The organism is Microbacterium sp. ZW T5_45 (assembly GCF_044987415.1).
Classification (GTDB): Bacteria; Actinomycetota; Actinomycetes; order Actinomycetales; family Microbacteriaceae; genus Microbacterium.
This window is the reverse complement of sequence record NZ_JBJDRJ010000065.1, coordinates 1-12,713: the sequence shown is the minus strand read 5'-3', so window position 1 is coordinate 12,713 and position 12,713 is coordinate 1. Positions and strand designations below refer to the sequence as shown.

At 69.1% G+C, this 12,713-nt stretch carries 11 protein-coding genes; 4 read left to right on the top strand and 7 right to left on the bottom strand.

Going from position 1 to position 12,713, the window contains the following annotated elements; genetic code table 11:
- Positions 1-292: 292 nt before the first annotated feature.
- Positions 293-1,768, bottom strand: coding sequence for a PucR family transcriptional regulator (locus ACI3KS_RS19085; protein WP_404920122.1), 1,476 nt, complete (start codon positions 1,766-1,768; stop codon positions 293-295).
- A 149-nt stretch (positions 1,769-1,917) separates the two neighbouring features.
- On the opposite strand from ACI3KS_RS19085, the gene ACI3KS_RS19080 reads away from it, so the two are divergent.
- Both ACI3KS_RS19080 and ACI3KS_RS19075 read left to right on the top strand, forming a co-directional pair.
- Complete coding sequence (locus tag ACI3KS_RS19080) at positions 1,918-3,402, top strand: CoA-acylating methylmalonate-semialdehyde dehydrogenase (RefSeq protein WP_404920121.1); 1,485 nt, start codon at positions 1,918-1,920, stop codon at positions 3,400-3,402.
- Between the two features lie 14 nt (positions 3,403-3,416).
- Entirely contained in the window at positions 3,417-4,805 is a 1,389-nt protein-coding gene (locus ACI3KS_RS19075) for an aspartate aminotransferase family protein (protein WP_404920120.1), read from the top strand.
- A 131-nt stretch (positions 4,806-4,936) separates the two neighbouring features.
- On the opposite strand, the gene ACI3KS_RS19070 is transcribed toward ACI3KS_RS19075, so the two are convergent.
- The 5 genes from ACI3KS_RS19070 to ACI3KS_RS19050 are packed head-to-tail and all read right to left on the bottom strand — an operon-like array spanning position 4,937 to position 9,987.
- Positions 4,937-5,665 carry a FadR/GntR family transcriptional regulator gene (locus ACI3KS_RS19070; protein WP_404920119.1) on the bottom strand — a complete coding sequence of 243 codons (729 nt, stop codon included), beginning with the start codon at positions 5,663-5,665 and terminating at the stop codon, positions 4,937-4,939.
- A gap of 33 nt (positions 5,666-5,698) precedes the next feature.
- Positions 5,699-6,478 carry a 3-oxoacyl-ACP reductase gene (locus ACI3KS_RS19065; protein ID WP_404920118.1) on the bottom strand — a complete coding sequence of 260 codons (780 nt, stop codon included), beginning with the start codon at positions 6,476-6,478 and terminating at the stop codon, positions 5,699-5,701.
- 26 nt (positions 6,479-6,504) lie between these two features.
- Entirely contained in the window at positions 6,505-7,866 is a 1,362-nt protein-coding gene (locus tag ACI3KS_RS19060; RefSeq protein WP_404920117.1) for an aldehyde dehydrogenase family protein, read from the bottom strand.
- Complete coding sequence (locus ACI3KS_RS19055) at positions 7,863-8,627, bottom strand: gamma-glutamyl-gamma-aminobutyrate hydrolase family protein (protein ID WP_404920116.1); 765 nt, start codon at positions 8,625-8,627, stop codon at positions 7,863-7,865. Before ACI3KS_RS19055 ends, ACI3KS_RS19060 begins: the two co-directional genes overlap by 4 nt.
- Positions 8,628-8,631: 4 nt before the next feature.
- Positions 8,632-9,987 (bottom strand): glutamine synthetase family protein, encoded by a 1,356-nt coding sequence (locus ACI3KS_RS19050; protein ID WP_404920115.1) that lies wholly within the window; start codon positions 9,985-9,987, stop codon positions 8,632-8,634.
- Between the two features lie 193 nt (positions 9,988-10,180).
- Here ACI3KS_RS19050 and ACI3KS_RS19045 point away from each other — a divergent pair, with 193 nt between their 5' ends.
- Positions 10,181-11,725, top strand: coding sequence for an amino acid permease (locus tag ACI3KS_RS19045; protein ID WP_404920114.1), 1,545 nt, complete (start codon positions 10,181-10,183; stop codon positions 11,723-11,725).
- Between the two features lie 54 nt (positions 11,726-11,779).
- Here the strand turns inward: ACI3KS_RS19045 and ACI3KS_RS19040 are convergent, their stop codons facing one another.
- Positions 11,780-12,052 (bottom strand): metal-sensitive transcriptional regulator, encoded by a 273-nt coding sequence (locus tag ACI3KS_RS19040; protein ID WP_404920113.1) that lies wholly within the window; start codon positions 12,050-12,052, stop codon positions 11,780-11,782.
- Positions 12,053-12,447: 395 nt separating this feature from the next.
- Between ACI3KS_RS19040 and ACI3KS_RS19035 the strand changes: the two genes are divergently transcribed.
- Positions 12,448-12,713 (top strand): hypothetical protein (locus ACI3KS_RS19035; protein ID WP_404920112.1); only part of this gene is annotated, 266 nt, incomplete at its 3' end.

The following is a 12,713-nucleotide window of genomic DNA, read 5'->3' as shown; positions in this document are numbered from 1 at the left end:
ACACGAAGGCCTCCTGTTGTGAGAAGCGGTTCCTAGACAGCTCCACTCCATAACGGGAGGCCTTCACTCATCGACAGATCAACCGCGATTCACGCAACAACGTCCCTGGACATCACAACTAGCCGCCCACCGTTCGCCCTCCCGCGCACTTCTCCCACACACTTCGGGGGCCGACACGCCAATTCGAGGACGAACACGAGGAGAACGTCCGACATCTGGCGTGTCGGCCCCCAATGTGAGGGGCGTCAGCCGCGTGGCGCGTCGGCCGTGTGGGGCGCCTCCCGTGTCGGCGTCAGCGGCGGGCACGCCAGGAGAGCAGCGCGACGTGGAGCGCCGCGAGCGTCTCGCCGTCGTCGAGATCCGCATCGAGCAGATCCGCGATGACGGCGAGACGCTGGTAGAACACGGAGCGCGAGAGATGGCTCGCCGCCGCGGCGGCCGAACGATTCCCCGGATGCGCGAGGAGCGCGCCCAGCACATCGAGCAGGTCGCCGCGCTGGTCGTGATCATGCCGGATGAGCGGCGCGAGCATCCTGCGACTGTGGTCCTGCAGGCGATGATCATCGCGGAGCGTCGTCACGAGACGCTCGAGGGGACGGTCGTCCACCCGGCGAACCCTGACGCCGACATCCGAACGGTCGCCATCGGCGAGATCGCGGGCCGCCCGCAGCGACGACAGCAGGCCGGTGACGTCGTCGGACGATGGCCCGACGAACACCGCGCGCCCGGGGCCGGCGATGCGCAGGAGGACGTCGTCGGTCACCACGACGGATGCCGGGGCCGACAGCAGCGCTGCATCGTCGTCGCCCACACGCGCGGCGACGACCGCGAACCCCGCCTGACGCGCCCGATACGCCAGCGCGCTGACCGACTCGACTCCTCGCGCGACGATGCCGAGGCAGTGACGGCCCGCCAGTGCGAAACCGCCCGCTTTCAGACGCTCGGCGAGGTCTTCGGTGCGCGCGAATCGGGCTCCGAGCAGATCCTCGATGAGGGAGCGGTGCGCGAGCAGCGACCAGGCCTCCTCGCCGTCGGCGATGCAGCCGAAGGCGAGCGCGGTCGCACCCTGCTCGAGCACGGTGCTCCGGCCCGCCGGATGCGCGGGGCCGGGCAGAGCGAGCAGCGCTCCCCATCGCGTTCCCCTCGCCTGGACGAACACCCGCTCCGCTCCGTGGCGAGAGCCCAGCGCATCGGCGACGGTCATGCCGAGCGCCTCGATGGCGACGACCTCGCCGGCGAGGTTCTCGAGGAGCACAGGAGAGCCGAGCGCCCGCGCCGTCTCGGAGACGACGACGTCGGCGGGCGCGCCCTGCAGGCTCAGCCCGGTGAAGAGCTCGTGCAGACGCTGCCGCTCGAACAGCGCGTCGGTCTGCGCGGCGATGAGCCGATGGTGCACGGCCTCGGTCACGGCCACGAACTTCACCTCCCGGGTCAGCACGACCAGAGCGAGGCCGAGTTCGGCGCAGGCGTCGACGACGGCCGCGGGAACCTCGGAGTGACGAGTCCCCTGCTCGAACACGATCCCCGCGAGCCCTGCGCGATGCAGTCCCACGACGAAGTCGCGCAGCCCGTCGGCATCCGCGTCCCACCCCGCCCCCGTCGTGAGCAGGAGCTCGCCTCCGTCCAGCAGTCGGGCGACGCCCAGACTGTCGGACACGTGCACCCAGCGCACGGGAGCGAGGAGGGCGGATCCGCCGACGCGCACGTCCGGATCGCCCGCCTGCACGGCGGGATCGGCGACGACGTCCGCCACCGTGAGGAACAGCATCCCTCCGAACGGACGATCTGTCCGATTCCGGGACAACTCCCGACGTTCTGCCATCGCCATCACCCCGCGTTGTCTGTGAGCATCGAAGAATACTCAGCGTAGCGGGCACCGGTCAGAGTGTCCGATACACACCGAACGTCAGGAGAGCAGTGGACATCGTCCGACACGTCATCGCCGGAGCCGACACCGCAGAGGCCGCACGCACCGGGCAGGTCTTCGACCCCGCCACCGGAGCGGTCACCAAGCAGGTCGCGTTCGCATCGACCGCAGAGGTCGACGCGGCCATCGCCGCGGCGGCCGCCGCACTCCCCGCCTGGCGTGAGACCAGCCTCATCAAGCGCGCGGACGTCTTCTTCCGCCTGCGTCAGCTGCTGAAGGAGCGCACACCTGAACTCGCCGCGATCGTCACGAGCGAGCACGGCAAGGTGCTCTCCGACGCGGCCGGGGAGGTGTCGCGCGGCATCGAGAACGTCGAGTTCGCCGCCGGACTCGTGCACCTCCTCAAGGGCGAGCGCAGCGAGCAGGTCTCCCGTGGCGTCGACGTGCACTCCGTGAAGCAGCCGGTCGGCGTCGTCGCCGCGATCACGCCGTTCAACTTCCCCGTGATGGTGCCGCTGTGGATGGTCGCCTCGGCGATCGCGTGCGGCAACACGGTCGTCCTCAAGCCGAGCGAGAAGGACCCGTCGGCGTCGGTCTGGCTCGCGAAGCTCTTCCAGGAGGCCGGGCTCCCCGACGGGGTGCTCAACGTCGTCCATGGCGACAAGGAGGCCGTCGATGCGCTGCTCGACTCGCCGCGGGTGAACGCCGTGAGCTTCGTCGGCTCGACCCCGATCGCGCGCTCGATCTATCAGCGCGCCTCCGCGAACGGCAAGCGCGTCCAGGCTCTGGGCGGCGCGAAGAACCACATGGTCGTCATGCCGGATGCCGACATCGATGCGGCCGCGGACGCCGCAGTGTCCGCCGCCTACGGCTCGGCCGGAGAGCGCTGCATGGCGGTCTCGGTCCTCGTCGCCGTCGGCGATGTCGCCGACGACCTGGTGAGCGCGATCGCCTCGCGCATCGCAGGGCTCACGATCGGCGCCGGCACGAATGCCGCGAGCGAGATGGGCCCGCTCATCACGCGCGAGCACCGCGATCGCGTCGCCTCGTACGTCACCGGTGCTGCGGCCGAGGGCGCGAAGGTCGTCGTCGACGGCACGGCGCAGGAGTTCGACTCCGAGGGCTTCTTCATCGGCGTGAGCCTCATCGACGAGGTCGCACCCGGCATGAAGGTGTACGAGGACGAGATCTTCGGCCCGGTGCTCGCCGTGGTCCGCGTCGAGACCTACGCCGAGGCCGTCGAGCTCGTGAACGCGAACGCCTACGGCAACGGCACCGCGATCTTCACGCGCGACGGCGGCCCCGCCCGCCAGTACGAGTTCGACATCGAGGTCGGCATGGTCGGCGTGAACGTGCCGATCCCGGTGCCGATCGGCGCGTACTCGTTCGGCGGGTGGAAGGACTCGCTGTTCGGCGACTCGCACATCTACGGCCCCGAGTCGGTGCACTTCTACACGCGCTCGAAGGTCGTCACGACGCGCTGGCCCGACCACACACCGTCGCAGATCGATCTGGGCTTCCCCAGCAACCACTGACGGCAGGAGCACTCATGACGAACTACACCGACCGCCACGGCGCCCCCCACGCGCTCCCCGCTCCCGAGGCCGAGGCGCAGGTCCGTGCCGACGACCGCGGCCACGTCTTCCACTCCTGGAGTGCCCAGGGTCTGATCGACCCGCTGCCGGTCGCCGCCGGCCAGGGCTCGACGTTCTGGGACTACCAGGGCAACGCGTACCTCGACTTCTCCAGCCAGCTGGTGAACCTCAACCTCGGGCACCAGCATCCCGATCTCGTCGCCGCGATCCAACAGCAGGCGGGGCGTCTGGCGACGATCCAGCCCTCGATCGCGAACGACGTGCGAGGCGAGCTCGCGCGGCTGATCGCCGAGGTCGCTCCGGAGGGCTTCGAGAAGGTCTTCTTCACGAACGGCGGTGCTGAGGCCAACGAGTACGCCGTGCGCATGGCCCGCCAGTCGACGGGCCGCCGCAAGGTGCTGTCCATGTACCGCAGCTACCACGGCTCGACCTCCACCGCGATCTCGCTCACCGGTGATCCGCGGCGTTGGGCGAACGACACGGTCGACTCCGGAGCCGTGCGGTTCTTCGGCCCGTACCCGTACCGTTCGCCGTTCCATTCGGAGACCCCGGAGCAGGAGACCGAGCGCGCGCTCGCGCACCTCGAGCAGACCATCCAGCTCGAGGGGCCGCAGACGATCGCGGCGATCATCATCGAGACGGTCGTCGGCACCAACGGCGTGCTGATCCCGCCGCCCGGCTATCTGCAGGGCGTGCGGGAGCTGTGCGACCGCTACGGCATCGTCTACATCGCCGACGAGGTCATGGTCGGCTTCGGCCGCCTCGGCGAATGGTTCGGCATCGACGCGTTCGGGGTCGCGCCCGACCTCATCACCTTCGCGAAGGGCGTGAACTCGGGCTACGTGCCGCTCGGCGGCGTCGTGATCAGCGATCGGATCGCTGCAGCCTTCGACACCACGCCCTTCGCCGGCGGCCTCACCTACTCCGGTCACCCGCTCGCGTGCGCCGCGGGAGTGGCGACGTTCGAGGTGTTCCGCCGAGACGGCATCCTCGAGCGGGTGCGCGATCTCGGCGAGCGCATCGTCGCGCCGACACTGCGGGAGTGGGCGGAGAAGCACCCCTCGGTCGGCGATGTGCGCGGACTCGGGCTGTTCTGGGCGATCGAGCTGGTGCGCGATCGCGAGACCCGCGAACCGCTCGTGCCGTTCAACGCGAGCGGAGCGGATGCTGCCCCGATGGGTGCCGTCGCCGCCGCGGCGAAGAGGGCCGGCGTCTGGCCGTTCACGCACTTCCACCGCGTGCACGTCGCGCCGCCGCTGGTGATCTCGGAGGATGACCTCGTACGGGGTCTCGCCGGCATCGACAGTGCGCTCGACGTCGCCGACGAGATCGTGGCGGGCTGATCACCGCTCGTTGAGCGAGGAGCGCAGTACTGAGCCGAAACGCCTCGACGGACCTCAGACGCGTTTCGTCTCGCGCAGACCCGCACTGAGCGAGCGCCAGCGAGTCGAAGTGTCGCTCAACGACCGAGCTGCTAGATCAGGAATCCACGCAGGAGCGACTCGGAGCCGGCGAGATGATCGCGCATCGCGCTCTCGGCGGCATCCGGTCGCCCTGCGAGGATTGCGGCGACGATGCTCTCGTGCTGCTCCCCCGAATGCTGGATGTTGCGCGGCATCAACGGGAAGGTGTCGAGCCAGGCGTTGACGTCGGCCCGATTCTCGGCGACCAGAGCGACGAGCGAGGGGATGCCGGCGGCCTCGGCGATCGCGAGGTGCAGGAGGGTGTCGAGCCGACGGTACTCCTCGGGGCCGGCGGGAAGCGCCGCCTCGTGGCGCGCCCACAGGTCGGCGCGGGTCGCGGCGTCCAGTGTGCGGCCGGCCGCGGCGCGCGCTGCCCCGGTCTCGAGCACCCGGCGCAGCCCCAGGACATCGTCGAGCTCTGCGGCGTCCACGGCCCGGGGTTCCGCGGGCTGTGGCAGGGGGTCGGCGACGAACGTGCCGCCGTAGCGTCCGCGGCGCGGCAGCAGGTAGCCGGTGTCGGCCAGCTCGCGGATCGCGTCGCGCACCGTGTCTCGGCTCACCCCGAACGAGGCGGCCAGCTCGCGCTCCGGAGGGAGCGACTCCCCCGGAGCGACGACACCGAGCCTGATCGTCTGCACGAGACGGGCCACCGCGTCCTCGAGCGGATTGCCGCGGCGCAACGGGCGGTACACCGCGCGTCGCACCTCGACGAGATCGCCGTCGGAGGGGTGGTCGCTCATCATCTCAGCCTGTCACAGCGGCATGAGCGGAGCTCACAGGGGCGTCACGTAGGCGTTCGTGATGCCGCCGTCGACGACGAACGCGCTGGCCGTGATGAACGACGAGTCGTCCGAGGCGAGGAACGCCACGGCGGCCGCGAGCTCGGATGGCTCGGCGAACCGCCCCATCGGCACGTGCACGAGGCGCCGCTGCGCGCGCTCGGGATCCTTGGCGAAGAGCTCCTGCAGGAGCGGTGTGTTCACGGGGCCGGGGCACAGGGCGTTCACCCGAACGCCCTGCCTGGCGAACTGCACGCCGAGCTCGCGCGACATCGCGAGCACTCCGCCCTTCGACGCCGTGTAACTGATCTGCGACGTGGCCGATCCCAGCAGCGCGACGAACGACGCTGTGTTGATGATCGATCCCTTCCCCGCGGGGACCATGTGCCGCAGGGCGGCGCGGCTGCACAGATAGACGCTCTTGAGGTTGACGTCCTGCACGCGATCCCACGCGGGGAGTTCGGTGGTCTCGATCGAGTCGTCGTCGGCGGGCGAGATTCCGGCGTTGTTGAAGGCGATGTCCACACGTCCGAAGTCGGCGGCGACGCCGTCGAACAGCGCGTTCACCTTCGCCTCGTCTGCCACGTCGACGGGTCGGAAGGCCCCGCCGACCGCTGCTGCCGCCGCCTCGCCCGAGGCGGGATCGACGTCGGCGATGACGACGAAAGCCCCCTCCGCGGCGAAGCGCTCGGCCGTGGCGAAGCCGATGCCGCTCGCGCCGCCGGTGATGATGGCGAGGCGGTCCTTCAGACGCTGGGTCAGATCGATGCTCATGGTTGTCTCCGTTTGCTGTGTCGGTGTCAGATGTCGTCGGTCGCGAAGAACACGTTCTTGGTCTCGGTGAAGTGCTCCGCGGCGTCCGGTCCGAGCTCGCGGCCGAGCCCCGATGCCTTCATGCCGCCGAAGGGCGTCGCATAGCGGACGGAGGAGTGCGAGTTCACCGACAGCACACCGCTCTGCACTCCGCGCGCCACGCGTACGCCGCGCCCGAGGCTCTCGGTCCAGATGGATCCGGCGAGACCGTACGCCGTGTCGTTGGCGAGTCGGATCGCATCGGCCTCGTCCTCGAACGGCATCACCGCGAGGACGGGGCCGAACACCTCCTGTTGCGCGATCCGGTCGGACGGGTCGGCGAGCACCACGGCGGGGGCGAACCAGAATCCGTCGCCCTGGGGTGCGGTGCCGCGGAACGCGATGTCGGCCCCGTCGAGGAAGGACGACACCGAGTCCCTGTGCGCGGCCGAGATGAGCGGGCCCATGTCGGTATCGGCGCTGGCCGGATCGCCGACCCGCCAGGCGGAGACGGCCGGCTCGAGGAGTTCGAGGAACCGGTCGTAGACCGAGCGCTGCACGAGCAGCCTGCTGCGGGCGCAGCAGTCCTGTCCGGCATTGTCGAAGACGGATCCGGGAACACCTGCGGCCGCCCGCTCGAGATCCGCATCGGCGAAGACGATGTTCGCGCTCTTGCCGCCGAGCTCGAGAGTGACCGGCTTGAGCGCCCGGGCGCACCCCGCCGCGACCTCGACGCCGACCTCGGTGGAGCCGGTGAAGACCACCTTGCGCACGTCCGGATGCTCGACGAGCCGCTGCCCGACGACCGACCCGGAGCCCGTGACGACCTCGAAGAGGCCTTCGGGGAGCCCGGCCTCGAGAGCCAGCTCGCCGAGGCGGATCGCCGTGAGCGGGGTCAGCTCGGCGGGCTTCAGCACGACCGCGTTACCGGCGGCGAGCGCCGGTGCGAACGCCCACGCGGCGATCGTCATCGGGAAATTCCAGGGGACGATCACACCGATCACGCCATAGGGGTCGTGGAACGTGACGTCGAGCCCTCCGGCGACAGGGATCTGGCGCCCCGACAGGCGCTCGGGGTCGGCGGAGTAGTAGTTGAGCACCTGCGCGACGCGGCCCGCCTCCCAGCGGGCGGAGCCGATCGGATGCCCGGAGTTCAGCACTTCCAGCTGCGCGAGCTCCTCGACCGCCCCTTCGACGGTGCGGGCGAACGCGCGCAGGGCGTCGGCTCTGGCGACCGGGGGCAGCGCCGCCCACCGGCGTTGGGCAGCGACGGCGCGGGCGATCGCGGCATCCGTCGCTGCGGCATCCGCTCGCGGGATCTCTCGGATCGCGGTACCGGTCGACGGGTTGATGACGGTGAATGCGCTCATCGGACGCTCTCCTTCCGCCGCGCGACGTGCGCGCGGGCCTGTGTCACGAGGTCGGCGAACAGGCGGCGATCCTCGGCGTTCTCCTCGGGATGCCATTGCACGCCGACCACGTGGCCGTCGGCGGTGTCCACGAAAGCCTGGACGAGTCCGTCGTCGGAATGTGCGGCGGGGACGAGCCCCTCGCCGAGCCGGTCGATGCCCTGATGGTGATAGCTGTGCACGCGCACGTCGCTCTCGCCGATGATGTCGGCGAGAGCTGTTCCGGCAGGTACTGCCACCTCGTTCTCGGCGAACACGCCGCCGCCGACTCGGTACCTCTCGGTGCCGAGCGACTCGGGCAGGTGCTGCTGCAGGGTGCCGCCGCGGGCGACGTTCACGAGCTGCAGACCGCGGCAGATCGCGAGCACCGGGAGGCGTCGGCGCTCGGCCGCCCGGAAGAGGGCGAGCTCCCAGGCGTCACGGTCGGTGCGCGCCGGGTCGGTGAGGGGATGCCGGTCCTCGCCGTACAGTTCGGGAGCGACATCTGCTCCGCCGGACAGCACGAGGCCGTCGAGGCCCGCGATGGCGGCGTCGGCGGCATCGGGATCCTGAGGGGGCAGCAGCAGGGCGATCCCGCCGGATTCCGTCACCCCGGTCAGGTACTGCTCGGGCAGGAAGGCGGCCCGGACGTCCCATACTCCCTGTTGAGCGCGCTCGAGATAGGTGGTGACGCCGATCAGGGGGGCGGGCTCGTTCACCGGCACGGGCTCGTTCACCGGCACGGACTCAGAGTCGTTCGAAACCACGGACGCGCTCCCAGTCGGTCACGGCGGCGTCGTAGGCCTCGAGCTCGATGCGCGCCTGGTTGAGATAGTGCTCGACGACATCGTCGCCGAAGGCGGCTCGCGCCACGGACGATTCGCTGAACAGTCGGGCCGCCTCGCGCAGGTTCGTCGGCAGATGATCGACGCCTGCCTCGTAGGCGTTGCCGGTGAAGCGCTCGGGCAGGGCGAGCTCGTTCTCGATGCCGTACAGCCCACCCGCGATGATCGCGGAGATGCCCAGGTAGGGGTTCACGTCTCCCCCCGGCACCCTGTTCTCGACGCGGAGCGCCGATCCCGAGCCGATCACACGCAGTGCGCAGGTGCGGTTGTCGATGCCCCAGGCGACGCCGGTCGGCGCGAAGCTGCCCTTCGCGAAGCGCTTGTAGGAGTTGATGTTCGGCGCGTACAGCAGTGTGAACTCGCGGAGTGTGGCGAGGATGCCGGCGATCCAGTGCTCCATGATCGGGCTGAAGCCGTGCTCTCCGTCACCCGCCATCACCGGGGTGCCGTCGTCGGCGCGGAGCGACAGGTGGATGTGGCAGCTGTTGCCCTCGCGCTCGTTGAATTTGGCCATGAAGGTGAGCGCCTTGCCGTGCTGCTCGGCGATCTCCTTCGCGCCGTTCTTGTAGATCGTGTGCTGGTCGGCGGTCTCGCGCACTTCGGCGTAGCGGAACGCGATCTCCTGCTGGCCGAAGTTGCACTCGCCCTTGACGCCCTCGCAGTACATCCCGGCACCGTCCATGCCGTTGCGGATGTCGCGCAGCAGGGGTTCCATGCGTGTGGAGGCCTGCAGGTTGTAGTCGACGTTGTAGTCCGTGGCGGGGGTGAGCCCCGCATAGCGTCGTGCCCACGCGTCGCGGTAGGTGTTGTCGAACACGATGAACTCGAGCTCCGTGCCCGAGTATGCGGTCCAGCCACGCTCGGCGAGACGGTCGCGCTGCCGGTCGAGGATCGCCCGGGGCGAGGGGCCGACGGGTTCCCCGTTCTGCCAGACGAGGTCGGCCATGACGAGCACCGTGCCGTCGATCCAAGGGATGCGCCGGAGCGTCTCGGCATCCGGTCGCAGCACCATGTCGCCGTAGCCGCGATCCCAGCCCGACATCGCATAGCCGTCGACGGTGTTCATGTCGACGTCGACCGAGAGCAGGTAGTCGCACGCCTCGGCACCGTGGTGGAGGATGTCCTCCTGGAACAGCCGTGCCGAGACCCGTTTTCCGACGAGACGCCCCTGCGCGTCCGCGAAGGCCACGATCACCGTGTCGATCTCGCCGGCGGCGATGCCGGCGTCCAGCTGGTCGATGCTGAGGTTTCCCGACATCTGACGCTCCGTCTCTCGTGCGGTCTCTCCTGCGAATTCGCGTGAGGTTCGCGTGCGGTGAAGCGATCGTTCGACCGGCTTCGCCCTCAGAGTAGATCACCCGCGCATTTAAAGGTAGACGTATCCACCATTGACTGCCACAATCATCCGCAAGGTGCACCCGGCGCCCGACGTGCGCACGAACGGAGAGCTGATGTCTGACCAGAGCAGTGGATCCCGCAAGGTCGCTGGAGCGACCTATACCCGTGCGGGGAGCGAGTACTTCGAGAAACGCACGCTGAAGCGATCGGCTGGTGTGTGGGGCCTGTGGGGCCTTGCTGTCGCGGCCGTCATCTCCGGCGACTTCTCGGGCTGGAACTTCGGCATCGACTTCGCCGGCTTCGGTGGGATGCTCATCGCCTTCGCGATTCTCGTCGTCATGTACTACGGCATGATCTTCGCCATCGGTGAGATGGCGGCCGCGATGCCGCACACCGGAGGCGCGTACTCGTTCGCCCGCTCGGCCATGGGGCCATGGGGCGGCCTGATCACCGGCGCCGCGGAGACCATCGAGTACGTCGCCACGACGGCGGTGATCGTGTACTTCTCGGCGAGCTACGTCAACGGCATCCTGGATCCCCTGCTGGGGATCACGCTGCCGGGCTGGCTGCTCTACATCATCCTGTATGTGCTCTTCATCGCGTTGAACTCCGCGGGAGCCGCGATCTCGTTCCGCTTCGCGATCGTCGTCTCGGTCATCTCCATCGGCATCATCCTCGTGTTCTCCGCCATGGCGATCTTCTCCGGCGCTTTCAGCTGGGATGCGCTGTGGGACATCGTCCCCGACGAGGGACAGTCGACGTTCCTGCCGCACGGCGTGCTGCCGATCCTGTTCGCACTGCCGTTCGCGATGTGGTTCTTCCTCGGCATCGAGGAACTGCCGCTGGCGGCCGAGGAATCGCACAACCCCACGCGCGACATCCCGCGCGCAGGATTCTGGGCTCGTGGCACGCTTATCGTGACCGGCCTGCTGGTGCTGTTCCTCAACACCGGAGTGATCGGTGCGGAGGCGACGGGTACCGCGGGTGAGCCGCTGCTCGACGGATTCCGCGCGATCGTCGGCGACCAGCTCGCCGCGGTGCTCGCGCTGTTCGCCCTGATCGGACTGCTCGCCTCACTGCAGGGCATCATGTTCGCCTACGGACGCAACATGTACTCGCTGTCGAGGGCCGGGTACTACCCGCGGTTCCTCTCGCTCACCGGCAAGCGGCAGACCCCGTGGGTCGCGCTCGTGGTCGGCGCGGTGATCGGTTTCGTCGCCCTGGTGATCCTCGACCTGCTCGCTGCGGTGGATGCCGACGGCGCGGGAAGCGTCGCGGGCGCGATCGTCCTCAACATCGCGGTGTGGGGTGCGGTGGTCGCCTACGCCCTGCAGCTGGTGTCGTTCATGATCCTGCGTCGCAAGTATCCGCACGTCGACCGCCCGTACCGCAGCCCGTGGGGTGTTCCGGGGGCGGCCGTCGCTCTCGTGATCGCGGCGCTGATCTTCCTCGGTTTCCTGCTCAACCCGACGTTCGGTCCGGCGATCATCGCGATCGCGATCGTGTACGTCGTGATCCTGCTCGGGTTCGGGCTGTTCTTCCGGCATCGGCTGGTGCTCTCCCCCGAGGAGGAGTACGCCCTCTCCGGCGGCTCGCACGGAGACCCGCAGGCCGAGGGCTACGACGCGATGGAGGGCGAGGTCTTCGACAAGAAGTAGGTCGTTACGAGAAGGCCGGGCGTCCTGCCCGGCCTTCTCCGTGTGCGGGGGCGCTTACTTGTGGTCGAAGTCGAAGGCCTTCAGGAGTTCGGCGACGGCCTTGTCGCGCTCCTCTCCCCCGTCCTCGAACATGTGGGTGACGTGCGTGCGGAGGTGGTTCTCCAGGAGCAGCCGGTTCAGGGATTCGAGTGACTTCTGGATCGCGCGGGTCTGCGTGATGATGTCCATGCAGTAGTCCTCGTTGTCGATCATCCGCGCGACGCCGCGCATCTGTCCTTCGAGGATGCTGGTGCGGTGCAGCGCGCGCTTCTTGATGTCTTCGATCACGATTCGAGGGTAGTCCCGCTGCACTGTCCGGGCGCTCACCTCCGGGTTCCGGAGCGAGCGGAACACCGGCCCTGTTCCTGAAGCGAGCGGAGCACCAGCCCTGTTTCCTGAGCGGGTGGGGCACCGGCCCAGTTCCTGAAGCGAGCGGAGCACCAGCCCAGTTCCTGAGCGAGCGGAGCACCTCTCTCCGGTTCCTGAGCGAGCGGAGCGAGACGAAGGACGCCCGTGACGGAATGCAGGCTTCACGTACCTTTCGCAGGTCGAGGATGCGGGTTCTGTGCCTGCCATCCGGCCGCGGCGCCTGCAGTCTGACGCGGCGGATGCGGCGGATGCGGCGGTCCACGGTCTTCAGGCGGCGTGGGAGCAATGTCGGTGGCCCGGCGTAGCGTGTCCTCATGGAGCAGCCCACCGGACCTGACGTCTTGCTGCTGACCGCGGCCGAGGCGGCGGTCATGCTGCTGGATGATCTGACCTGCACCGACAACGAGACGAACCGGCAGGCGGCGCGCCGGTCGGAGCGGATCGTGGAGACGTTGGAGCTCGCGCGGCGGCATCCCGAGATCTACACGAACGACGCCGACGTGGTCTTCGCGGAACGCTCCGCGGTGCTCGACATCGCTCTGCGCCTGCACGTGAGCGAAGACCACGTGCGCGGCTTGCA